Origin of the sequence: Paraburkholderia sp. (assembly GCF_028283785.1) — a bacterium.
Lineage (GTDB): Bacteria > Pseudomonadota > Gammaproteobacteria > Burkholderiales > Burkholderiaceae > Paraburkholderia.
The window spans coordinates 443599-466716 of record NZ_JAPWKB010000019.1 but is presented as its reverse complement, the minus strand read 5'-3'; the positions used below and the strand labels follow the sequence as shown (position 1 = coordinate 466716).

20 protein-coding genes are annotated in these 23118 nt (G+C 65.3%); 9 read left to right on the top strand and 11 right to left on the bottom strand.

Annotation, left to right across the window (positions count from 1 at the left end; genetic code table 11):
• The first annotated feature begins 13 nt into the window (after positions 1-13).
• The 8 genes from PW947_RS24395 (at position 14) to PW947_RS24360 (ending at position 11336) form a co-directional block, all read left to right on the top strand.
• Entirely contained in the window at positions 14-1420 is a 1407-nt protein-coding gene (locus tag PW947_RS24395) for an amidase (protein ID WP_299634968.1), read from the top strand.
• Positions 1421-1579: 159 nt separating this feature from the next.
• Positions 1580-2092: a disulfide bond formation protein B gene (locus PW947_RS24390; protein WP_299634967.1), complete on the top strand. Its 513-nt coding sequence runs from the start codon at positions 1580-1582 to the stop codon at positions 2090-2092.
• A gap of 950 nt (positions 2093-3042) precedes the next feature.
• Entirely contained in the window at positions 3043-4650 is a 1608-nt protein-coding gene (xdhA, locus tag PW947_RS24385; protein ID WP_299634966.1) for a xanthine dehydrogenase small subunit, read from the top strand.
• On the top strand, positions 4647-7076 hold the full coding sequence (gene xdhB, locus PW947_RS24380) for a xanthine dehydrogenase molybdopterin binding subunit (protein WP_299634965.1): 2430 nt from the start codon (positions 4647-4649) through the stop codon (positions 7074-7076). Before xdhA ends, xdhB begins: the two co-directional genes overlap by 4 nt.
• Positions 7077-7146: 70 nt before the next feature.
• Positions 7147-8175, top strand: coding sequence for a xanthine dehydrogenase accessory protein XdhC (gene xdhC / locus PW947_RS24375; protein WP_299634964.1), 1029 nt, complete (start codon positions 7147-7149; stop codon positions 8173-8175).
• Positions 8176-8237: 62 nt separating this feature from the next.
• The gene (locus PW947_RS24370; protein WP_299634963.1) at positions 8238-9278 is read left to right on the top strand and encodes an adenosine deaminase; all 1041 of its coding nucleotides are present in this window, start codon (positions 8238-8240) and stop codon (positions 9276-9278) included.
• A gap of 118 nt (positions 9279-9396) precedes the next feature.
• A complete protein-coding gene (gene guaD, locus PW947_RS24365; protein WP_299634961.1) occupies positions 9397-10743 on the top strand; it encodes a guanine deaminase in 1347 nt (448 codons plus the stop codon).
• A 134-nt stretch (positions 10744-10877) separates the two neighbouring features.
• Positions 10878-11336: a helix-turn-helix domain-containing protein gene (locus PW947_RS24360; protein WP_299634960.1), complete on the top strand. Its 459-nt coding sequence runs from the start codon at positions 10878-10880 to the stop codon at positions 11334-11336.
• Positions 11337-11606: 270 nt separating this feature from the next.
• Here PW947_RS24360 and PW947_RS24355 read toward each other — a convergent pair whose 3' ends face one another.
• Positions 11607-12878 (bottom strand): NAD(P)/FAD-dependent oxidoreductase, encoded by a 1272-nt coding sequence (locus PW947_RS24355; RefSeq protein WP_299635987.1) that lies wholly within the window; start codon positions 12876-12878, stop codon positions 11607-11609.
• Between the two features lie 126 nt (positions 12879-13004).
• Between PW947_RS24355 and PW947_RS24350 the strand changes: the two genes are divergently transcribed.
• A complete protein-coding gene (locus PW947_RS24350; RefSeq protein WP_299634959.1) occupies positions 13005-13727 on the top strand; it encodes a class I SAM-dependent methyltransferase in 723 nt (240 codons plus the stop codon).
• Positions 13728-13733: 6 nt separating this feature from the next.
• Here PW947_RS24350 and PW947_RS24345 read toward each other — a convergent pair whose 3' ends face one another.
• From PW947_RS24345 to PW947_RS24300, 10 genes are all read right to left on the bottom strand, one after another.
• On the bottom strand, positions 13734-14180 hold the full coding sequence (locus PW947_RS24345; protein ID WP_299634958.1) for an excinuclease ABC subunit A: 447 nt from the start codon (positions 14178-14180) through the stop codon (positions 13734-13736).
• A 39-nt stretch (positions 14181-14219) separates the two neighbouring features.
• A complete protein-coding gene (locus tag PW947_RS24340; RefSeq protein WP_299634957.1) occupies positions 14220-14627 on the bottom strand; it encodes a signal peptidase in 408 nt (135 codons plus the stop codon).
• A 77-nt stretch (positions 14628-14704) separates the two neighbouring features.
• Entirely contained in the window at positions 14705-15946 is a 1242-nt protein-coding gene (locus PW947_RS24335; RefSeq protein ID WP_299634956.1) for a beta-ketoacyl synthase N-terminal-like domain-containing protein, read from the bottom strand.
• Between the two features lie 11 nt (positions 15947-15957).
• On the bottom strand, positions 15958-17184 hold the full coding sequence (locus tag PW947_RS24330; protein WP_299634955.1) for a beta-ketoacyl-ACP synthase: 1227 nt from the start codon (positions 17182-17184) through the stop codon (positions 15958-15960).
• Positions 17184-17909, bottom strand: coding sequence for a 3-ketoacyl-ACP reductase FabG2 (locus PW947_RS24325; RefSeq protein WP_299634954.1), 726 nt, complete (start codon positions 17907-17909; stop codon positions 17184-17186). Before PW947_RS24325 ends, PW947_RS24330 begins: the two co-directional genes overlap by 1 nt.
• Positions 17906-18391, bottom strand: coding sequence for a hotdog family protein (locus PW947_RS24320; protein ID WP_299634953.1), 486 nt, complete (start codon positions 18389-18391; stop codon positions 17906-17908). Before PW947_RS24320 ends, PW947_RS24325 begins: the two co-directional genes overlap by 4 nt.
• A 22-nt stretch (positions 18392-18413) precedes the next feature.
• Positions 18414-19598: a beta-ketoacyl-[acyl-carrier-protein] synthase family protein gene (locus tag PW947_RS24315; RefSeq protein ID WP_299634952.1), complete on the bottom strand. Its 1185-nt coding sequence runs from the start codon at positions 19596-19598 to the stop codon at positions 18414-18416.
• Positions 19595-22021 carry an MMPL family transporter gene (locus PW947_RS24310; RefSeq protein WP_299634951.1) on the bottom strand — a complete coding sequence of 809 codons (2427 nt, stop codon included), beginning with the start codon at positions 22019-22021 and terminating at the stop codon, positions 19595-19597. The genes PW947_RS24315 and PW947_RS24310 overlap by 4 nt, the downstream gene beginning before the upstream one ends.
• Complete coding sequence (locus PW947_RS24305; protein ID WP_299634950.1) at positions 22021-22698, bottom strand: outer membrane lipoprotein carrier protein LolA; 678 nt, start codon at positions 22696-22698, stop codon at positions 22021-22023. Before PW947_RS24305 ends, PW947_RS24310 begins: the two co-directional genes overlap by 1 nt.
• Complete coding sequence (locus tag PW947_RS24300) at positions 22686-23117, bottom strand: thioesterase family protein (protein ID WP_299634949.1); 432 nt, start codon at positions 23115-23117, stop codon at positions 22686-22688. The genes PW947_RS24305 and PW947_RS24300 overlap by 13 nt, the downstream gene beginning before the upstream one ends.
• Between the last annotated feature and the right edge of the window lies 1 nt (position 23118).

Below are 23118 nucleotides of genomic sequence, written 5' to 3'. Positions count from 1 at the left end.
CCACGCCATTGCCATGACAACGCCGAATTCCGCTAATTTCATTCCGCCTGACGCCCTGCCGTTCCCGCCGCTGGCCCATCTCGCCGCCGAGCTGGCCGCCGGTCGCACCACCAGTCGCGCGCTGGTCGAAACCGCGCTCGAGCGGATCGCCGATCCTGCCGGACAAGGGTCCACCGCGTTTATCCACGTGGATGCGAACAACGCCCGCGCCGCCGCCGACGCGCACGATGCGTTGCGCGCGAGCGGCACGGTGCTGTCGCCGCTCGCGGGCATTCCGGTCTCGGTGAAGGACCTGTTCGATATCGAGGGCCAGCCGACCCGCGCCGGTTCCGTCGTGCTGGCCGACGCGCCGCCCGCGACGACCGACGCCGTCGCCGTCGCGCGACTGAAGCGCGCGGGCGCGGTGATCGTCGGGCGAACCAATATGAGCGAGTTCGCGTTTTCCGGACTCGGGCTGAATCCGCATTACGGACATCCGTTGTCGCCGTACCAGCGTCATGTGAAAGGCGACGAACGGATTTCGGGGGGCTCGTCGTCGGGCGCGGCGGTGTCGGTGTCGGACGGCATGGCCGCCGTGGCGCTCGGCACCGACACCGGCGGCTCGCTGCGCATTCCGGCCGCGCTGTGCGGCCTGACCGGCTTCAAGCCGACCGCCGCTCGCGTGCCGAAAACAGGCGGCGTGCCGCTGTCGACGACGCTCGATTCGTTCGGACCGATCGGCGTATCGGTTGCGTGTTGCGCACTGGTCGACCGGATTCTTGCCGGACTGCCGCCGGTCGTGCCGGCCGCGCGGCCGCTCAAAGGCGTGCGGCTCGGCGTGTTGACGAATTACGTGACGGACGGTGTCGAACCGGCGGTCGCCAGCGCGATCGATGCTGCGCTGAAGCACCTGGAAGCGGCAGGCGCGATCGTCAGCGAAGTGCGTTTCGCGCCGCTCGATCGTCTGGGCGAAATCAACCGTTTCGGTTTTGCGCCGATCGAAGCCTATGCATGGCATCGACCGTTGCTGGACGCGCATCGCGACGTTTACGATCCGCGCGTGCTGGTGCGGATCCTGAAGGGTCAGCCCGCCAGTGCCGCCGACTATCTGGATCTGATCGACGCACGGCGCGCGATGCTCGACACCGCGCGGGTGGAGTTGTGGCAGCGTTTCGACGCGGTGATTGCCCCGACCGTGCCGGTCGTACCGCCGCGCGTCGCCGACCTGATCACCGACGACGACGCATTCGGGCGCACCAACGCGTTGATTCTGCGCAATCCTGGCGTGTTCAATTTCCTCGATGCATGCGCGCTGTCGCTGCCATGCCACCGACGCGGCGACGCGCCGGTCGGGCTGATGCTGGCCGCCGCACCCCATGCCGACGACGCGTTGCTGGCGCTTGGGCGCAGCGTCGAAGCGGTGTTGAATCCGCTTCGTTGATGGACGACGCGTGACGCTTGCGTGTCAGCCGGACGTCAGCGAAATGCCAGGTGTTCGCGCTAGAATCGCGGGCACCTGCCTTCGGCTTTACCGGCGTTCTGCGTATGCAACGCCTTCAAGTACGAAGCCTTTGGTTTTCAGTGAGTGACCACACGATCCATGAATAACGACACCGCCTTGTTGCGCCGGGAGCGTTCCCTGCTGGTTTTACTCGGTTTGATCTGCCTCGCGCTGGTTGGCGGCGCGTTGTACATGCAGTACGTGGAGCACGAGGACCCGTGTCCGCTGTGCATTATTCAGCGCTATTTCTTCCTGCTGATCGCGATCTTTGCGTTTCTCGGCTCGCGCTTCAAGCGTTGGGGCAGCGTGCGGTTGCTGGAAGTGCTGGCGGCGCTGTCCGCGCTGGGCGGCATCGTCGCGGCGGCGCGGCATGTTTATGTGCTGGCGCATCCGGGGTTTAGCTGCGGGTTCGATGCGTTGCAACCGGTGGTGGACAGTTTGCCGCCGGCGCAATGGTTGCCGGGGGTGTTCAAGGTCGCGGGCTTGTGTGAGACGCCTTATCCGCCGATTTTCGGGTTGTCGTTGCCGGCGTGGGCGCTGGTTGCGTTTGGGGTTGGGTTTGTGGCTTTGGTGGGTTCGCTTGTTCGGAATCGGGGGCGGAGGAGTTGGTGAGGGGTTTGGGGTTGGGTTGGGATTGGTTTGGGTTCTGGCGGTTGTCCCGGTTTCGCGCTGGCCTGCCCTGGTTTGTGTTTGGTTGTCCCGGTTTCGCGGTGGTCTGCCTGGATCGTCCCTGTGCGGGACCGCACCTACTTTTCTTTGCTCGCGCAAAGAAAAGTAGGCAAAAGAAAGCGCGTTTACCTCGCGCTCCGTAGCGAGTGGCTTCCTTCCAGAACGGGTAGTGGACCGCGCACGATTTGAGTTGCCGCACCACAAGACCTGGTGACAAGGCAGTCATTAGTTCCGGCTGTTCGCTCCGCGACAGCCGACGGGCACAGCCCCGTCTTTTCTTTTTGGCGCTATTCGCTCTCTGCACTCCGTCGGTCACAACACCCATTTTCCTGGCATGCGCCGGTCTGATCACGCGCGCAAAATTCCAGGTCTATCGGAGCGTCGGAACCGTCGAGAAGGCGTGCAAATGACGTGGCGAAAATGGGTCTTTGAAGTGGGCTACCGCCGCGCAGCGGGCGGGATGTGCGGGCGCGGACCACCGAGAAAAACGGACCGCGAACTCCAAACGTGCGCGGTCCACTACCCGAAAATTGATAGACGCCACTCGCTACGAAGTACGAGGTAAACGCGCTTTCTTTTGCCTACTTTTCTTTGCGCGAGCAAAGAAAAGTAGGTGCGGTCCCGCACAGGGACGATCCAGGCAAACCAGCGTGAAAACGGGACAACCAAACCCAACCCAGGAAAAACCAGAACCAACCCAAACCCAAAACCCGCAAAAAAAAGCCAGCCTGCATAGGCCCCCGACCATACCCCCCATCACCCTCCCGAAATATTTTCCACCCCCAGTAGTGCTATCTTCAAATATGGATGGCGATCTACGTGCGCGAGTCCCGCTGCAACAACCAGCCCCTGCGTAACGCGCGCCCGGTCCGCAATGTCTTTCGGATTCCGCCATGACAACGCAAACCATCCGTTTCTATCACCGTGGGGCCGTCCGGGAAATCCAGAACGTGCCCGCTACGCGCACCGTGCTCCAGCACCTGCGCGAAGACCTCCATTGCACCGGCACCAAAGAAGGCTGCGCGGAGGGCGATTGCGGTGCCTGCACGGTCGTCATCGGTGAGCCGGATGGACAGGGCACACTGTCCCTCAAAGCGGTCAACGCGTGCATCCAGTTCGTCCCCACGCTCGATGGTCGCGCCCTCTTCACGGTCGAAGACCTCCGGTCCATCGCAATCGACGCCCAGCCACGCACCGAAACATCCGCCGATCCTCACCTGCTCCACCCTGTCCAGCAGGCCATGATCGATTGCCACGCGTCGCAATGCGGTTTCTGCACGCCCGGGTTCGTGATGTCGATGTGGGCGCTCTACGAAAACCAGCCCGCCGACGCCGGCCTGCCCACCCGCGATGAAATCAACGCCGCGCTGTCCGGCAACCTGTGCCGGTGCACCGGCTACCGGCCGATCGTCGATGCAAGCCAACGCATGTTCGACTACTCGCTCTACCCGCGCGTGGCGGTCGATCGCGCTGCGGTCCTCGACGCGCTGAAACCCCTCGCGCGTCGCGACACCTTCGAATACACCGCGCCCGATTCGCGCGGCGCGTCGTTTGGATCGCCGACGTTCTACGCGCCCATCACGCTCGACGCATTCGCCGCGCTGCGCGAACGCCTGCCGCACGCGCGCCTGCTGGCAGGCAGCACCGACGTCGGTTTGTGGGTCACCAAGCAGTTTCGCGAACTCGGCGACCTGCTGTACATCGGCAACATCGCGGAACTGAAAACCATCGCGCGCGACGCCCAAACGCTGACCATCGGCGCGGCGGTCACGCTCGAAACCGCTTACGCCGCGCTCGCCGCCGATTACCCCGAACTCGCCGAACTCTGGATCCGCTTCGCGTCGCTGCCGATCCGCAACGCGGGCACGCTCGGCGGCAACGTCGCCAACGGCTCGCCGATCGGCGATTCGATGCCCGCGCTGCTCGCGCTCGACGCACAGGTCGTCGCGCGGCGCGGCGCGCTCAGCCGCACGATCCCGCTCGACGCGTTTTATCCCGGCTATCAGAAAACCGCGCTCGAAGCCGGTGAATTCGTCGCGGCGATCCGCACGCCGCGCGCCGCGCCGGATCTGCGATTCCGCACCTATAAGGTGTCGAAGCGCTACGACCAGGATATTTCGGCGGTCTGCGCCGCGTTCGCGTTGCGCGTCGCCGCCGACGGCACCATCGCGTCGGCCCGGGTCGCCTTCGGTGGGATGGCGGCGACGCCGCAGCGCGCATCGCACGCGGAAGCCGTGCTGACCGGCGCGATCTGGGACGACGACACCGCCCGTCGCGCGATGGAGGCGCTCGGCGCCGACTACAAACCCATGACCGATATGCGCGCGTCCGACGCGTATCGTCTGAAGGTGGCCCGTAATCTGCTGCGACGTTTCTATCTGGAAACCCGCAACGACGCCCCGCTCGCGCTGCGCGACGTCAATGCATTCGCGTTCGACCTCGCCGATGCCGGCGGCGCGGCGCACGCGTATGCGCTCGCCGCGAAGGAGTCGCCGCAATGAACAGGCAATCCGAAGGCTTTATCGCCCAGTCACGCGATCCGCAACCGGCATCGGCCAGCGCGTCGATCGGCACGTCGTGGCCGCATGAATCGGCGGCGCTCCACGTCAGCGGCGAAGCCGCCTACACCGACGACATCGCCGAAATCCACGGCACGTTGCACGCGGCGCTCGGCTTGTCGCGTCATGCGCATGCGCGGATCGTCGCGCTCGACCTGAGCCGCGTGCGCGCCGCGCCGGGCGTCGTCGCGGTGCTGTGCGCAGCCGATATCCCCGGCGAGAACAATTGCGGCCCGGTGCTGCACGACGACCCGATTTTCGCCACCGACAACGTCCAGTACCTCGGCCAGCCGGTATTCGCCGTGATCGCCGAAAGCCACGAACTCGCCCGCCGCGCCGCCGCGCTCGCGAACAGCGACGACGTGGTCCGCTACGACGTACTCGACGCCGTCCTCACGCCCGCCGAAGCCAAAGCGAACAGGCAGTTCGTGCTGCCGCCCCTGCATCTGAAACGCGGCGACCCGGACGGAAAAATCGCCGCCGCGCCGCATCGGCTGAGCGGCACGTTCGAGGTCGGCGGCCAGGAACAGTTCTATCTCGAAGGACAGATCGCGTACGCCGTGCCGAAAGAAATGGACGGCATGCTGGTCTACAGCTCCACCCAGCATCCGAGCGAAATGCAGCAGGTCGTCGCGCATATGCTCGACTGGCCGACCCACGCGGTGATCTGCGAATGCCGCCGGATGGGCGGCGGCTTCGGCGGCAAGGAATCGCAATCGGCGCTGTTCGCGTGCGTCGCGTCGCTGGCCGCGCATCGGCTGCGTCGTCCGGTCAAGCTGCGCGCCGATCGCGACGACGACTTCCTGATCACCGGCAAACGCCACGACGCGATTTACGCGTTCGAAGCCGGTTTCGACGACGAAGGCCGGCTGGCGGGCGCGCGCGTCGAGATCGCATTGCGCGCGGGATATTCGGCGGATCTGTCCGGCGCGGTCGCGACCCGTGCGCTGTGTCACTTCGACAACGCGTATTACCTGTCCGATGTCGATATCGTCGCGCTGTGCTGCAAGACCAACACGCAGTCGAACGCCGCGTTTCGCGGCTTCGGCGGCCCGCAGGGCGCGCTGGTGATGGAAGTGATGCTCGACAGCATCGCGCGTCGCCTGAAGCGCGATCCGCTGGACGTGCGGCGCGTCAACTTTTACGGCGACGCGCACGACGGACGCAACGTCACGCCCTACGGCCAGACGGTCAGCGACAACATCATCGCGCCGCTGACCGACGAGCTCGTCGACACCAGCGACTACCACGCGCGCCGCGCGGCAATCGATGCGTTCAATGCGGGCAGTCCGGTGCTCAAGCGCGGGATCGCGTATTCGCCGGTCAAGTTCGGCATCTCGTTCAACGTGCCGTTCCTGAACCAGGCGGGCGCGCTGGTCCACGTCTACAAGGACGGCTCAGTGCTGGTGAATCACGGCGGCACCGAAATGGGCCAGGGCCTCAACACGAAGGTCGCGCAGGTGGTCGCGAACGAACTCGGCTTGCCGCTCTCGCGGGTCCGCGTCACGGCCACCGATACGTCGAAAGTCGCGAACACATCGGCGACCGCGGCATCGACCGGCAGCGATCTGAACGGCAAGGCCGCCGAAGCCGCTGCCCGCACGATCCGCGACCGGCTCGCCGCGCTCGCGGCGCAACAACTCGGCGGAGACGCCACCGACGTGCAGTTTTCCGACAGCATGGTGCACGCGAACGGCGCATCGTTGCCGTTTGCGCAGGTCGTCAACGCCGCGTACCTGGCGCGCGTGCAGTTGTGGTCCGACGGTTTCTATTCGACGCCGAAGGTCCACTGGGACGCAAAAACGCTGACCGGTCATCCGTTTTACTATTTCGCGTATGGCGCGGCCGTCTCCGAAGTCGTGATCGATACGCTGACTGGCGAATGGAAACTGCTGCGCGCCGACGTGCTGCACGACGCCGGACAATCGATCAACCCGGCGATCGATCTCGGCCAGATCGAAGGCGGCTTTATTCAAGGCATGGGCTGGCTGACGACCGAGGAACTGTGGTGGCGTCGCGACGGTCGATTGATGACGCATGCGCCGTCGACGTACAAGATTCCGTCCGTCAGCGATACGCCTGCCGCATTCGACGTGCGGCTGTACCGCAACCAGAACGCCGAGCCGACCGTGTTCCGCTCGAAAGCGGTCGGCGAGCCGCCGTTGCTGTTACCGTTCTCGGTGTTTCTCGCGATCCGCGATGCGATTGCCGCCGCCGTGCCCGACGCGGACGACGCGCCGCCGTTGCGCGCGCCCGCCACGCCCGAAGCGATTCTCGATGCCGTGGACGCGTTGCGCGCAACATGCGGATCGCAGGCAACGGCAACCACCACAGCCACAACCGCAGCCAGCGCCGACAGCCACACTTAACGGCATCGCGCGCGCTGCCCGCATAACCGGTCGCACGGAAAACCGTGCGGCCACGAAGGAGAAACGCCGGATGCAAGCCTGGCTCACCGATCTGCAACACCTGCTCGCGCATGGCGACGCCGCCGTGCTGGTGACGGTCGCTCGCGTCGAAGGTTCGGCGCCGCGCGAAGCCGGCACCAAGATGCTCGTCACGCGCGACTCCGCCCGCCACACGATCGGCGGCGGCCACCTCGAATGGAAAGCGATCGAAACCGCGCGACGTGTGCTGAAAGACGGCATGCGCGCGCCACGGATGCGCCGCCTCGAACGTTTCGCGCTCGGACCCAGCCTCGGCCAGTGCTGCGGCGGCGCGGTGATCCTCGCGTTCGAGCGGCTCGATATCGGCGATCTCGGCTGGATCACGTCGATCGCAAAGCGTGTCGCGGCGGGGCTTTCGACCGTCCGTAGCGTATCATTCGGCCCCTCGCCGGATGCGGTGATGCTGTCCGATCCCGAACCCGGCGTCGAAGGTCCAGACTGTCTGCTGTGGGACGGCGCGGGCTTCGACGAAAGCAGTGCGCTGCTGACCGAAACCATCTCGCCACGCGATTTCCCGGTCGTGCTGTTCGGCGCCGGTCACGTCGGCGCGGCACTGGTGCGCGTGCTGGCCACGTTGCCGTGTCATGTGCGCTGGGTCGACGAACGCGATGCGCAGTTTCCGCCACCCGAATCGCTCAACGCGCCAAACCTGATCATCGACGCGAACGACGCGCCCGACGAAGCCGTCGATCAGGCTGCGCCGCTGACGTACTTCATCGTGATGACGCACGATCATTCGCGCGATCTCGATCTCGCCGAACGCATCCTGCGGCGCGGCGACTTCGCGTTCCTCGGCATGATCGGCTCGCACAGCAAGCGCATGCAGTTCGAACACCGGCTGGCCGCGCGCGGCATCGATCCGATGCAGATTGCGCGGATGTCGTGTCCGCTCGGCGTAGACGGCATCGTCGATAAATCGCCGGAGATCATCGCCGTGTCGGCGGCCGCGCAGATTCTGCAAGCGGTCGAAGCGAATGCGTCGCTGACATCGAATCCGGGCGCCGCAGCGCAAACGGCCTGACTATTCCAGACAGCATTCAGCCTTAAAAACCCCACGCTCAAAGCAACATAGAAGCAATCACCATGACGACACTCTCCCCTATCGCCGCCAAAGCGGCCGGCGCACCGAAGGCCGAACTGCATATTCACATCGAAGGTTCGCTCGAACCCGAACTGATCTTCGCGCTCGCCGAACGCAACGGCGTGACGCTCGCGTACGACTCGATCGACGCACTGCGCGCCGCGTACGCGTTCACCGATCTGCAATCGTTCCTCGATATTTACTACGCGGGCGCGAGCGTGCTGCTGAAAGAGCAGGATTTCTACGACATGACGATGGCGTATGCGGAACGCGCACTCGCCGACAACGTCACGCACACGGAAATTTTCTTCGATCCGCAAACGCACACCGAACGCGGCGTGTCGATCGCCACCGCGATGGCCGGCATCGATCGCGCGCTTGCCGACGCGGAAAAGCGCGGGCTGACCAGCAAGGTCATTCTGTGTTTCCTGCGCCATCTGCCGGAAGAGGACGCGCTCGCCACGTTCGACGAAGCGTTGCCGCTGTTCGATCAATACAGCGACCGGCTGATCGGCGTCGGGCTGGATTCGTCGGAGCGCGGTCATCCGCCGTCGAAGTTCGAGCGGGTGTTCGCGAAGGCGCGGGCGAAGGGCCTGAAGCTGGTCGCGCATGCGGGCGAGGAAGGTCCGCCGTCGTATGTGTACGAAGCGCTCGATCTGCTGAAGGTGGATCGTGTCGATCACGGCGTGCGCAGCATCGAAGACCCGGCGCTGGTCACGCGCCTGGCCGACGCACGCGTCGCGCTGACCGTCTGCCCGCTGTCGAACCTGAAGCTGTGCGTGTTCGACGACATGACCAAACACACGCTGAAGGATCTGCTCGACCGAGGTGTCGCGGTGACGGTGAATTCGGATGATCCCGCGTATTTCGGCGGCTACGTCAACGAGAACTACATCGCGACCATCGACGCGCTGAAGCTCGGCGACGCCGACGTCTACACGATCATCCGCAACAGCTTCGAGGCGTCGTTCGTGACGCCTGAACAACGCGACGCCCAGATCGCGAAGCTCGACGCGTACTGGCACGGCACGGCCGCGCAGTAACGCTTCGGTCCGGGACGCGCCCGCGGATCGACCGCGGTCGCGCGTCCGCGCGCGGCGTTGCAGGCCCTCGCCGGCAACCTCGTCGCGCTTTCATATCAAACCAGAGACGGTGTTCCCCATGACTCAATCCGCCCAATCGGCGTACCGCGCACAACTGCTGACCTTCAATGGCGATCCGGCGCAATCGTCCAACGCCGCGGTCTTCAACGAAGACGGCCTGCTGATCGTCGAGGACGGTCATGTGGTCGCCGCCGGTTCGTATGCCGCGCTCGCCGCGCAACTCGCGCCGGGTGCGCAGGTGCACGACATGCGCGACAAGCTGATCGTGCCGGGTTTTATCGACACGCACATTCATTACCCGCAGACCGACATGATCGCGTCGCCCGCGCCGGGTTTGCTGCCGTGGCTGGAAACGTACACGTTTCCGACCGAGCGCGGCTTCTCCGATCCGGCGGTCGCGCGAGATACCGCGCGCTTTTTCGTCGATGAGTTGCTGTCGTGCGGCACGACGACGGCGTTGGTCTATTGCACGGTGCATAAGGAATCCGCCGATGCGCTGTTCACCGAAAGCGAATCGCGCAACCTGCGGATGGTCGCGGGCAAGGTGTTGATGGACCGCAACTGTCCGGATTTCCTGCGCGACACCGCGCAATCCGGTTACGACGACAGCGCCGAGCTGATCTCGCGCTGGCACAATCGCGGCCGCCAGATGTATGCGCTGACGCCGCGTTTCGCGCCGACTTCCACGGAAGCGCAGCTCGAAGCGTGCGGCGTGCTGGCGAAGCAGCATGCCGATGTGTTTATCCAGAGCCACGTCGCGGAAAACCCGGACGAGATCAAATGGGTCGAGTCGCTGTTTCCGGGCCATCGCAGTTACCTGGACATCTACGATCACTACGGTTTGCTGCGACGTCGCGCGGTGTACGGGCATTGCATCTATCTCGACGCGCAGGATCGCAAGCGGATGGCGGAAACCGGGACGGTCGCGTCGCATTGTCCGACGTCGAATCTGTTTCTGGGCAGCGGACTGTTCGACTTCGACAAGGCCGGCGAATCGGGCATGCCGGTCGCGCTGGCCACCGACGTCGGCGGCGGCACGTCGTTCTCGATGCTGCAAACCATGAACGAGGCGCATAAGGTCGCGCGAATGACGGGTCATCACCTGACCGCCACACGGATGTTCTGGCTCGCGACGGCGGGCGCCGCCGAGGCGCTCGACATGGCCGACAAGGTCGGCACGCTGAAGCCCGCGAGCGAAGCCGACTTCGTCGTGCTCGATCCGAAGGCGACGCCGTTGCTCGCACGCCGGACGGCGCGCACGGAATCGCTGGAAGAACTGCTGTTTGCGTTCGCATTGCTCGGCGACGACCGCGCAATTTACGAAACGTATGCAGCGGGCAAACGCGTGCATCGTCGCGGCCAGCCGCGTGCGGTCGAGCAGCGGGAAGTGGAAAGCGTCGCTTGACGGCTTTTTGAGGTTCCTGGTTATGCGGTTTGGCGAACGGCCCTTGTTTTACAAGGGCCGTTTCGTTTGTTTCGACTATTGCCGTTTCGTTTATTTCGAATTAGACTGGACGAATCGTCATCAGGAGACTCGTCATGCCGCCCGGAACCCCCATTTCCTTGCCGTCCGCGAGGGAAATCGAAACTGCGCGCGAGTCTGGCCGCGACCTGGCCGTGGTGATGACGAGTCGCGCGGAAACACAGCGCATCGATTTCAAGGACGACAAAGGTGAGACGCGAAGCGTCGAGCTGCCTACATCCGCACTCAAATTGCTGATCGAAGCGCTTGCGGAAATCGGCCAGGGCAATGCCGTGTCGATCATCCCGATCCACGCGGAACTGACCACCCAGGAAGCCGCCGATCTCCTCAACGTCTCCCGGCCCTATCTGGTTCAATTGCTGGAAAAAGGAGAGATTCCTTTTCGCAAGGTCAATACGCACCGGCGCGTCCGGTATCAGGATGTCGTCGAGTACAAGCAGCGTGTCGACACCGACCGTCTCAAGGCGTTGGATGAACTGACCGCACAAGCACAGGATCTGGATATGGGCTACTGATCGATGGCGTCACACTTCACCGTTATCTATGACGCTTGCGTTCTGTATCCCGCTCCTCTGCGTGACCTGTTGATGCATCTGGCGCTGACCGATCTGCAAGCCGCAGCACGACATCGACAATCCATGAAGAAGCCGCCCAGGTGTACGAACGACTATCTCGACACGCTCGCGGCACAAGGTCTGACGCATACCGTCCGCACGCTGCGGCCGCTGGCAATCGCGCTCTGAGCACCGCGCCGAAGCACGGATGCTCAGATGCCGATGCGCACGTCAACCCTGCGCACACACCTCATACAACGCATTCAACCGCCGCACCGGATCCGCGACGTACGGGTTCTTCTCATCCCACGCATAACCCGCGAGCACTGCGCTGATCATGCGCCGGATCGACGGTGTCTGTTCCGGATAGAAAATGATCTGCTGCAATTCGCCCGTGTACCACCGCTCGACAAACGCCCGGAACGTGTCGATGCCCTTGCGCAACGGCGCGTCGTAGTCGCGCTGCCAGTCCACGGCTTCGCCGCGCAACTGACGCTTCAATACCTCGACGGCCAGATGCGCGGAGCGCAGCGCAATCGTCACGCCGGACGAAAACACCGGATCGAGAAACTCGCCCGCATTGCCGAGCAACGCATACCCGTCGCCGAAAAGACGCTCGACGTTCGCCGAATAGCCACCGATATGCCGAACCGGCATCAGGAACGGCGCATCGCCAATCAACCGGGACAGCGTCGGCTCCTGACGAATCAACGCGCGCAACGTCGCATCGCGTTCCGCTTCCGGCACGTCGAAAAACGCCGCCTCCGCCACGCACCCGACCGACGAGCGCCCGCCCGCCAACGGAATCATCCAGAACCACACGTCGCCATGCTCGGGATGCACCGCCACCGTGATCTTGTTGCGATCGCTGGCCGACGGCGGCAGGTCGTCCTGAACATGCGAGAAAATCGCCGCGCGCGTCGGCATGCGGGTCGGCGCTTCGAGGTTCAGCAGACGCGGCAGCACGCGTCCAAAGCCGCTTGCGTCGAGCACGAACCGCGCGTGAACCCGATACCCGCGCCCGCCTTCGTCCGACACATCGAGCACATGCCGCGCGCCGGTTTCATCCGCGCCCGACACCGGCTCGCTGTAAAACGCATGCACGGTATGCTCGAAGCGCACGTCCGCACCTTGCGCCGCCGCACAACGAATCAGCAGATCGTCGAACTTCGCGCGCTCGACCTGATACGTGGTGCCCCAACCTTCCGTGGACTTGTCACGAAAATCGAACGACGACGCCCGCTCGCCGTGGATGAAATGCGCGCCGTTCTTGTACTGAAACCCGGCCTCGACGACAGCCTGCAACATGCCCGCCGCTTCGAGATAGGCCATGCTCTGCGGCAACAGGCTCTCGCCGATCGAAAACCGCGGAAACTGCTGACGCTCCAGCACTAGCACCGAATGGCCGGCGCGCCGCAACAACGCCGCCGCCACCGCACCGGACGGACCCGCGCCGATGATCGCGACGTCGACGGAATCGTGCTGACCGTCATCAGATTGGATCGTGTTCAAGGTTTCCTCAGTATGTTTGTCGGGCGGGCCAGCGGCGCCGCCATATCTGCCTTTACAATGACGCGCATTCCGCAAGTATCGTACCGACGTAGATCGGCCATCATCGGGGAGCCTCACGTGTCGTCATCGAATTCGTCCAGTGTGCCTTTCGTGCCGGAAACGGCGTTCGGAATCTGGTTTCTGCGCACTCACACCTGGGAACATCATGTCCTGCGTGTCGCGATCGACGACCTCAAACGGCTGATCGATGCGCCCTTGCCTGTTGCACCGGTGATCGTCGATGCGGGTTGCGGTCAGGGCAAGTCGTTCCGTCTGCTCGCCGAAGCATTCCAGCCGGCGCAAATCATCGGCGTGGACTTTCATCGGGAATCCGTGGCGCTCGCGACCGACGCCGCCCGCAGCGTGTCCGCGCCCATCGAAGTGCTGCACGGCGACTGCGCGAACCTGCCCTTGCCCGATGCCAGCGCCGATATCCTGTTCTGCCATCAAACCTTCCATCATCTGGTCGAACAGGACCGCGCGCTCGCCGAATTCCGTCGTGTGCTGAAACCGGGCGGCGTTCTGCTGTTCGCCGAATCCACCGACGCATACATCAAGTCGTGGGTGATCCGTCTGCTGTTCCGTCATCCGATGCACGTCCAGAAGAGCGCCGACGGTTATCTCGACATGATCCGCGCGGCCGGTTTCACGTTCGCGGCGCGCAACGTGTCGCTGCCGTATCTCTGGTGGAGTCGCGCGGCAGACTTCGGCCTGTTCGAACGACTCGGTCTGCATCGGCCGCAGCCGGGCAAGCGCCGCGAAACGCTGGTGAACGTCGCGGCGCGCAAAGCTGCGGCGTGATCCGCGTTACTTGCGCAGCGTCACCACGTCGCCCTTCAGCGCGACGCCCGCAATCACCGCACCCGCGCCGCAGGTGTACTGCGTCGCGCTTTCGCGGATCTCGTTGCGATAGTTGCTCTTGATATTGATCACCGCGTTGCCGCCTTCCTTGCGCGCGCGTTCCTGCAACTCGATCACCGCCGACAAAAACACATGCTTGCAGGCGGTTTCATCGCTCTTGCCGAACGCGTTGGTCTTCTTGTTGGTCGCGAATTCGCCCATCGACTTCACTACCGCCGGATGATTCTGTCCCGCGAAGTACAGCGGAATATCGTCGCCGACTTTGCCCGGTTCACTTTGCAACGCGTCCGCAACCGGATATTCGGCGACCGTATCGCGTGCGAAAACATGCGTGGATGCCAACGTCGCCGCGACGCTCGCGCACAGTACAGCCAGTTTCAGATGTCGTTTCATGGTGTTCCCCGTTTCGTTTAATCAGGATGGTTGCTGGTATCACTGCGCGTCGAGCACGACGATATCCGCCGTCACTGCAATCGCCGCCGCGCTGCTGCTTACGCCGCACGTGTACGACGTACTGGATGCCGACTGGGTCGAATGAAAGCGCGTCTTGATGTTGATTGCTGCGTTGCCGTGCCGGTCCTGAATCGCCTGGCGGACCTTTTGCAATGCCGTGGACAACGCTTCGCCGCATGCGGTGTCGGCGTCGTCGGTGCGACGCGCGATCCGCACCGAATACGACGCCGTACCCAACTGCGTCTTCACCGCCGGATGCGTCTGCTCGCCGTAAAACAGATCGCCGTGCCGCTCGCCCGACGACTGCAGCGGCAAGGTCTTCACCTGCGTGGCGCAGCCGCTCAGTGCCAACGCCGCGACCGCCGCCAGCGCATATGCCTTTTTCATTGTTCTATCCCCGGTTGATTTCGAATCGTTGGAAACTGCGACTGCTCCTGCCGTACTAACAAGCCACTGCCCGGCGATCAGCCGTCGCGCCACGCGCTGAACGCGAGGCTCGCGCAACTGCCGCCAAAACCGAACGACACCGACAACGCCGTGCCGATATCCGCTGCGCGCGTGTCTCTGACCAGCGGCAACGCATCGAGATCGAGCGCGGGATCCGGCGTACCAGCGTCCGCCGTGCCCGCGATAAAACCGTCGCGCATCATCAGCAACGTATAGATCGCCTCGTGCGCGCCGCACGCGCCGAGCGGATGACCGGTCAGCGCTTTCGTCGATGAAAACGCCGGCATGTCGTCGCCGAACACGTCGCGTAACGCGAGCAGTTCTTCAGCGTCGCCGCGCGGCGTGGACGGTGCGTGCGTGTTGATGTAATCGGGACGCGTGCCGCTGTCGTCCAGCGCGCCGCGCATCGCGCGCGCGATACCGTCCGCGTGCGGTGTCACCATGCCCGCGCCATCGGTGCAATGACCGAAACCCGTCAGTTCCGCGTAAATCCGCGCGCCGCGCGCGAGCGCGTGATCCAGCGATTCAAGCACCAGCACGCCGCCGCCCGACGCGATCACGAAGCCGTCGCGCGCGACGTCGTAAGGCCGCGACGCACGCGACGGCGTGTCGTTGAAGCGCCGCGACAACGCGCCCATCGCGTCGAACATCAGCGTCATGTTGTCGTGCAGCGATTCGCTGCCGCCCGCGAGCACGATGTCCTGCCGGCCGGTCTGGATCAGTTGCATCGCCTGACCGATCGCAAGCGCCGATGTCGTGCATGCCGACGACGGCGAATACGTGACGCCTTCGATGCCGAACACCTGCGCGACATTCGCCGACGCCGTGCTGCTCATCGCTTGCGGCACGGTGTACGGCGGCGTTTTCTCGACGCCGCGCGCGTTCGCGACGGCCATCGCCGCGTCGTACGTCGACATCGTGCCCACGCCCGAGCCGATCACCGCACCGACGCGCGGCGAACGCAGCGCCGCAGCGGCCAGACCGGCGTCGTCGAGCGCGTGACGGGCGGCGTGCGCGGCAAAGCGCGCGGTGTCGCCCATGAAGCGTTCGAGCTTGCGATCGAACGGCGTTTCACCCGCGACCGACGCCACGCCCGCTACCTGGCTGCCGAAACCGCGCTCGCGCCACGCGTCGATCCGCACGATCCCGCCGCGTCCCGCTCGCAATGCCGCCGAGACGCCGTCGAGCGTATTGCCGACGCACGACACGACGCCCATCCCCGTGACGACGACGCGCGACAGACTGCGAGTGCGTGTCATGCCGGCGCGACTCACGCGACGCGGCGGAAGATCAACGACGTGTTGATCCCGCCGAACGCGAAGTTGTTGCTCATCACATGCTGCGCATCGATCTCGCGGCCGCTGCCGGTGATGTAATCGAGCGGCGCGCAGGCCGGATCGACCTGGGTGAGATTCAGCGTCGGCGCATACCAGTTGCGCTTCATCATCTCGATGGTCCACCACGCTTCGAGCGCGCCGCACGCGCCGAGCGTATGGCCGACGTAACTCTTCAGCGAACTGATCGGCATCCGTTCGCCGAAAATCTGCGCGGTGGCATGGCTTTCGGCAACGTCGCCGCGATCCGTGGACGTGCCGTGCGCGTTCACGTATGCGATTGCCTGTGCCTGCAACTGCGCGTCGTCGAGCGCCAGTTGCATCGCGACGGCCATCGTCGCGGCAGTCGGCTGCGTCATGTGCGCGCCGTCCGAATTGCAGCCGAAGCCGACGATTTCCGCGTGAATCCGCGCGCCGCGCGCCCGCGCATGTTCGTATTCTTCGAGCACCAGCGTCGCCGCGCCCTCGCCCACCACCAGACCGTCACGCGCGGCATCGAACGGACGTGGCGTCAGATGCGCTTCGTCGTTGCGCGTGCTGGTCGCGTACAAGGTGTCGAACACCGCGACCGCCGGGCCGGACAGTTCTTCCGCACCGCCCGCCAGCATCAGCGTCTGCTTGCCGGTCGCAATGGTTTCGTACGCGTAACCGATCGCCTGGCTACCCGACGCGCATGCGCACGAAGTCGGCACGATGCGGCCTTTCAGATCCCAGAACAGGCTGACGTTGACCGCCGTGGTATGCGGCATCATCTGCACGTAACTGTTCGACGTGACGTCGCTCATCGAACCCGTTTCGAGCATCGTGCCGAACGCACGGATCGGTTGCACCGAGCCCGACGACGAGCCGTAGGCCACGCCCATCCGGCCGTCCGCAATCGATTTATCGCCGGTGAGGCCGGCATCGTCGAGCGCGAGTTCGCTGGCGCGCACCGCGTACATCGACACCGGTCCCATCGACCGCACTTTCTTGCGCGGATAGTGCGACGGCAGGCTGAAGCCCGGCAACGGACACGCAAGCCGCGTATGCAGCGATTCGAAGTAATCCCACTCGGCCATCCGGCGCACCGCATTGACGCCACCGCGCAACCGCGCCTCGATCTCGTCCCAGCGTTCGCCGAATGCGGTCACGCCACCCATGCCGGTCACCACGACGCGTTTCATCAGATCATCCCGCCATTGACGCCAATCACCTGTCGCGTCACATACGACGCAGCATCCGACATCAGGAATCCCACCACCGACGCCACTTCCGCCGGTTGCCCGACACGGTTCATCGGCACGGTTTTCAGCGCGTGTTCGAGCGGCATCTCGTCGAGCATGCCGGTTTCGATCAAGCCCGGCGCGACGCAGTTGACGGTGATCGACCGGCTCGCCAGTTCGACCGCGAGCGCCTTGGTCGCACCGATCAAGCCCGCTTTCGCGGCGCTGTAATTGACCTGCCCGCGATTGCCGATCACGCCCGACACCGACGCGATCGTGACGATCCGGCCGCCCTTGCGCGCGCGGACCATCGGCATCGTCAGCGGATGCACGACGTTGTAGAACGCATCGAGCCCGGTTTCGATCACGATGTCCCAGTCTTCGTCGGTCAGCGCGGGAAACGCGGCGTCGCGCGTGACGCCCGCGGAACACACGATGCCGTAATACGGACCGTTCGCGGCGACGTCGGCTTCGAGGATCTCGCGGCAGACGGCGCGCTCGCGCACATCGAATTGCAGCACGCGCGCCGCGCCGCCCTGCGCGGCAATGCCGGTCGCGACAGCGTCGGCTTCGGCGCGGCCGGTGCGGCAATGGACGGACACCGCGAAACCGTCAGCGGCCAGTTGGTAGGCAATCGCACGGCCAATGCCGCGGCTTGCACCGGTAACGAGAACACGCCGGCTCATGAACCGAAACTCCCTTCGATGAATGTCTGAAAATCGGTTGGCTGGAATACCTTGACCACGGCTTCGGCGCAGCACACGCCGTCGTGCGAGATCGTGCATTCGTACGCGCTGTGGCCTTCTTCGCTGCGCAGCAATTCCTTCGCGTCGATCCGTAACGCGGCGTCGCGCGCAAACGCCGCGACGTGCGCGTCGTAACGGCGCGCGCCGAGCAGTACGCCGGGTCGCGCGATGCCGCCCGCGCGCATCGCGAGCAGCGAGATATGCGCGGCGATCGTCTGCGCCATCAGTTCGATGCCGATCCACGCGGGCATCGCGCCGTCGCTGTCGGCGTACCACGCGGTGGCATCGACCTGCGCGTGCGCGGTCACGGTTTCGGCTTCGCACGCACTGACCGAGTCGAGCAACAGCATCGTGCCGCGATGCGGCAGGATCGTGTCGATCGGCGGAAAGGCGGTGTCGGGGATGTCGACGGTGGCGGTCATGGAATGCGTCATCGCGGAAAGATCAGCGGCCAAGGATCAGGCTGACATTGCTGCCGCCGAATGCGAACGAGTTGCTCATCACGTACTGCGGGCCCGCGCCGCGCGCGAGATAGCGGGCGGTTTCGACCAGATCGAGCGCGGGCAACGCGGGATCGGCTTCGCCGTCCCACAGATGACGCGGCAACGCGACACCGTCGCCCGTGAGCGCCAGCCACGCCAGACCCAGTTCGGTCGCGCCTGCCGCGCCGAGCTGGTGGCCGGTCAACGGCTTGGTGCCGCTCGACGGCACGCCGTCCGGAAAGACCCGCGCCATCAGGTGCGCTTCCATCTCGTCGTTTTTGCGGGTCGCGGTGGCATGCAGATTCACATAACCGATCGACGAAGCCGGTACGCCCGCCTGCGCGAGCGCGGCGCGCAATGCGCGTTCGCCGCCGACGCCCGCCGGATCCGGTGCGGAAATATGATGCGCGTCGCTCGATTCGCCCACGCCCGCGAGCCACACATCGCTTTCGTCGCGACTCATCAGGAACACGGCCGCGCCTTCGCCGACATTGATGCCGCAGCGATTGCGGCTCATCGGATTGGTGCGGGTCGGGCTGGTCGATTCGAGCGAGGCGAAACCTTGCACGGTCAACTCGCACAGCGAATCCACGCCGCCGACCACGACCGCGTCGCACAACTGCAATTGCAGCAGCCGTCGCGCCGACGCGAACGCTTTCGCGCTCGATGTGCATGCGGTCGAAATGGTGAACGCTGGGCCGTGCACGTCGAGCGCGGCGGCCGCGAACGGCGCGACCGTGCCGATTTCCATCTGCCGGTAATTGAAGTTGACCGGCAATTCGCCGGCCTGCGCCTGATAGACGAACGCGGCTTCGGCCGCTTCGATCCCCGACGTGCTGGTGCCGAGCACGACACCGATCCGGTGCGCGCCGTAACGCTCCCGCGTGGCCTCGAGTTGCGGCGCGATCTGCGCGAGCGCGGCCAGCAGCAGCCGGTTGTTGCGGCAGTCGTAACGCGCCAGCGACGGCGGCGGCGCGAGATCGAGCGGCGTCATCACGCTGCCGATAAACGCATCGCCGATACCGGTGTGCGCGAGACCCATGCCCGGCGCATCGAGCGCCGACAGCGCGGGCACGATCGTGGCCAGATCGCCGCCGAGCGCGTTGATCATGCCGAGCGCATGCAGATAAACCCGTGGCGCGTTCATGCCGCCTCCTTGCTTCGCGCGGGCATGCCGAGCGGTGCGAGCAGCACCGCGATCAGGATGCCCAGCGCCAATGTTGCGCCAAAGCTGCGCAGCGCGGGCATCGCGCTGACGCCGAGCATGCCGAACGACAGCAGCGTCGTCGCTGCCGACAACAACACGCCGGTCCAGACCGCGCCGAGTTCGTCCGGTGCGCGCAGCCAGCCTTCGCGCAGAAATACCGCGTAGTTTGCGCCGACGCCGAGCACCAGCATCAGCGCCAGCCAGTTGAACAGATTGAGCGGCACGCGCGCGTAGCCGAACACCGCCAGCGCGCCGCCGATCGCGAGCATCACCGGCAAGGTCACCGCTAGACCGCCGCGCGGCGTGTAGCGCAGCATCAGCAGAACCAGCACCAGCAGCAGCGCGCCCGCCAGCCACCAGCCGCTGTCGACGCGATATCGGCCGAACAGCCGCGACACGCTCGCCGCCTTGTCGACGAAACTGACGCCGGGCACGCTGCGCGCCGCCGCGATCAGCGCCGCTTCATTCTGCGGCGTCACGCCCTGCGGAATCACCACGGCCGCGACCGCGCCCGGTTCGACCGCGCCGAGCCACAGGTGGCGGTACGGTTGCGACCACGGCGCGGCGAGCCATTGCCCGACGCGTAACGGCGCGGCGCTGGACTGCGCGTAGGCGGCCAGCCACGCATCGGCGACCTCGTCGCGGAAACCGGCTTGCAGCAAGGTCTGGCGCAACGCGGCGCGGTCCGCGAAGACATGGTGTGCGAGCAGCGCGCGATCGGCTGCCTGGCGATGCGCGGACGGCACGAACGACGTCACCGATTGCCAGCCGCCGAGCTGGTTGCTGTCGTCGAGCGCGTCGAGTTTCGCGCCGAGCGCTTCGGCGCGTTGCAGCACGGTTTCGTCGTCGGCGCCGCGCACGACGAAAAACTGCCCGCTGTTGTCGATGCCGATCGCCGCGCCGATCTGCTGCTCCTGCGCCACCAGCGACGGATCGCGCTGGATCAGCAGATGAATGTCGTCGTCGCTGGTCAGACGCAGCCAGCCGGGCACCGCGACGATCACCAGCAGCGCCGCGACGAGCCACGCGCGCCGGCCGTCGAGCGCGCGCTGCCAGTGCGCGAGCAGCACCGACGCGCCGTCGAACAGACGTTGCGGACGACGCTTCGGCGCCCGCACCAGCAGCGCGGGCAACAGGCTCAGCACCGACGCGAACGCACTCGCCACGCCGACGATCGCGAAGCACGCGATCTGCTTGAGTGCCGGAAACGGCACCGCCGTCAGGATCGCGTAGCCGAGCAGGCTGGTGGCGAGCGCGACGCTCAACGCGGGACGCACCGCACGCGCGCCGCGTCGAGCGTCCCAGTCTTTCGGCGCGCCGAGATAGACGACGAAATACTGGATCGAATAATCGACGGCCTCGCCGATCAGGCTCGCGCCGAACACCAGCGTCAGCAGATGCAGCTTGCCGAAAATCAGCAAGGTCGCGGCCAGCGCGCAGACGATGCCGAGCGCGGTCGATACGAAACCGAGCAGCAGCAGACGCGGCGAGCGGAAGATCCACAGCATCAGCAACGCGATGCCCGCCATCGACGCGAAGCCGATCAGATGCACTTCCCGCTCCGACGCGCTGCGCGCGGCCTGCGCGTAGAACACCGCGCCGGTGCGCGCAACCGTGACGTCCGGATAGGCGCGGTGCAACGCGGTTTCGGCCCGCGCGAGTGCGTCGTGGACCGCGCGCTGGGTCGTCGATTCGTAGGCCGAGCCGGGCAAGCTCGCGACGATCAGCACGCTGGTGTCGGCGTCGTGTTGCGCGACCAGCAGGCCGTCGTCGATTTGCAGATTGGTGGTGGCGAGCGGCAGTCCGTTCAGCCAGTGTTCGAGCCAGCCGAATGGATCGTCGGCGAGCTGGGTGGATAACGGACCGCGCAGCGGGTTGTAAAGACGCTGCGCCAGCGCATCGTGCAGCGCGCCGCTCGATGGATCGGCAAGCGACGCGCGATCGGCGGCGCTCAACAAACCGAAACGGTATGGCTGATACAGCGCGCCGATCCGCGACAGATCGAACGGCGGCACTTCCGCCGTCACCGACGCAAACGCGCGGCTCGACGACAACGCCGCGCCGAGTTGCCGCGCCGCCGCCTTCGCGTGCGCCGCGTCGCGGCTCGTGACCAGCAGCACCGTGCGATCGCCGAGCGCGCTTGCGAGCGTATCCACCGCTTTTTCCGCAACCGGATCGGCTTCGGTGGCGGGCAGCAGTGCAAGCAGATTGGTTTGCAACGGCGAATCGCCGCGCGTGAAACGCCAGCCGCAATACGACGCCGCGACCAGCGCGAGCAGCAGCCACACGCCGCGCACCAGCCAGCGATGCCGCGCTTCGCGCCGCGCGCGTTGCGTCGCGGCGGGGTGCTGCGCGACCGGCATCAAGGCGCTCCGAGCAGCGTGCGCTCGGCCGCGCCCGCTTCGGCCGGTTCAGGACTGCGCGTGAAATCGATCTGCGTGACGTCGCCGTTCGCAAGCGCGATGCGGATGTGCTGCAACTGCTCGCCGCCGCTCATCTGCAAGCCTTTGATCGATTGCGCGATCTGCGGCTGGTTCGGTGTCAGCGTCATGTTCCACTGCGCGGGCGTGCCGTCGGCGCTGACGTCGAACTGCGAGTACAGCGCGGACAGATCGCCGCCTAGCATCGCACGCATCATCTTCGACACCTGCGCGACGCCGCGCGCGCCGTTCGCGCTATTCGGCTTGCCGACGCGATGCCCCGCCGCGTCGAGTTGCGTAACGCCTGAATCGGTGATGACGTAGGTGGTCTTGTACGGCGTTTCGATCCGCCAGATCACGCCGCGATCGCGCACCAGCAGCAGCGAACCGCTGCTGACGAGCGGTTGCTTCAGCGCGGCCATCGTCTGCGTCTGCGTAAACTGGGCGCGCACGCTTTTCGCCTGCGCGAGATGCGCGGCGACTTGCGACACGAGATTCGCGGACGCGTTGCTGTCCGCCGCGAAGGCGTCCACCGACACGCCCGGCGCGGCCGACAACGTAGCCGCCAAGATCAGCGCCGACGCGGCGAGGCGCAACCTGCGCGAGATCAGACGCCCCATACGCGCTCCAGTTTGTCGAACACGACGGGCGGCGACACGAACTGCAACGCCTGCGTCGCCGCTTCGACGGCGACCTGGATCGTGTAGCCCTTGGTCAGACGCTGACCCGACACGCAATCGACGATCTGATAACCGATCTTCAGCCGATTTTCGAATTCGAGCAGTTCGGTGCGCACGTCGATCCGTTGTCCATACGTGGCGGGACGCACGTATTTCAGATGCGCCTCGACGATCGGCCAGAGATAACCGGACGCCTGCATTTCCCGATAGTCGTAATCGAACGCGCGCAGCAAGGCCGCGCGGCCGATCTCGAAGTACTTCAGATAGTGGCCGTGCCAGCACACGTTCATCGCGTCGACGTCGTGAAACGGCACTTCGACCGTCGCGCTGGCGGTGAGCGTGCGGCGTGTCTGCTTCATA

Excerpts from the sequence above, each read along its gene's own strand:
- PW947_RS24395 (WP_299634968.1), top strand. The coding sequence starts at position 14 with ATGACAACGCCGAATTCCGCTAATTTCATTCCGCCTGACGCCCTGCCG.
- PW947_RS24390 (WP_299634967.1), top strand. The coding sequence starts at position 1,580 with ATGAATAACGACACCGCCTTGTTGCGCCGGGAGCGTTCCCTGCTGGTT.
- xdhA (WP_299634966.1), top strand. The coding sequence starts at position 3,043 with ATGACAACGCAAACCATCCGTTTCTATCACCGTGGGGCCGTCCGGGAA.
- xdhB (WP_299634965.1), top strand. The coding sequence starts at position 4,647 with ATGAACAGGCAATCCGAAGGCTTTATCGCCCAGTCACGCGATCCGCAA.
- xdhC (WP_299634964.1), top strand. The coding sequence starts at position 7,147 with ATGCAAGCCTGGCTCACCGATCTGCAACACCTGCTCGCGCATGGCGAC.
- PW947_RS24370 (WP_299634963.1), top strand. The coding sequence starts at position 8,238 with ATGACGACACTCTCCCCTATCGCCGCCAAAGCGGCCGGCGCACCGAAG.
- guaD (WP_299634961.1), top strand. The coding sequence starts at position 9,397 with ATGACTCAATCCGCCCAATCGGCGTACCGCGCACAACTGCTGACCTTC.
- PW947_RS24360 (WP_299634960.1), top strand. The coding sequence starts at position 10,878 with ATGCCGCCCGGAACCCCCATTTCCTTGCCGTCCGCGAGGGAAATCGAA.
- PW947_RS24345 (WP_299634958.1), bottom strand. The coding sequence starts at position 14,180 with ATGAAACGACATCTGAAACTGGCTGTACTGTGCGCGAGCGTCGCGGCG.
- PW947_RS24340 (WP_299634957.1), bottom strand. The coding sequence starts at position 14,627 with ATGAAAAAGGCATATGCGCTGGCGGCGGTCGCGGCGTTGGCACTGAGC.
- PW947_RS24335 (WP_299634956.1), bottom strand. The coding sequence starts at position 15,946 with ATGACACGCACTCGCAGTCTGTCGCGCGTCGTCGTCACGGGGATGGGC.
- PW947_RS24330 (WP_299634955.1), bottom strand. The coding sequence starts at position 17,184 with ATGAAACGCGTCGTGGTGACCGGCATGGGTGGCGTGACCGCATTCGGC.
- PW947_RS24325 (WP_299634954.1), bottom strand. The coding sequence starts at position 17,909 with ATGAGCCGGCGTGTTCTCGTTACCGGTGCAAGCCGCGGCATTGGCCGT.
- PW947_RS24320 (WP_299634953.1), bottom strand. The coding sequence starts at position 18,391 with ATGACCGCCACCGTCGACATCCCCGACACCGCCTTTCCGCCGATCGAC.
- PW947_RS24315 (WP_299634952.1), bottom strand. The coding sequence starts at position 19,598 with ATGAACGCGCCACGGGTTTATCTGCATGCGCTCGGCATGATCAACGCG.
- PW947_RS24310 (WP_299634951.1), bottom strand. The coding sequence starts at position 22,021 with ATGCCGGTCGCGCAGCACCCCGCCGCGACGCAACGCGCGCGGCGCGAA.
- PW947_RS24305 (WP_299634950.1), bottom strand. The coding sequence starts at position 22,698 with ATGGGGCGTCTGATCTCGCGCAGGTTGCGCCTCGCCGCGTCGGCGCTG.
- PW947_RS24300 (WP_299634949.1), bottom strand. The coding sequence starts at position 23,117 with ATGAAGCAGACACGCCGCACGCTCACCGCCAGCGCGACGGTCGAAGTG.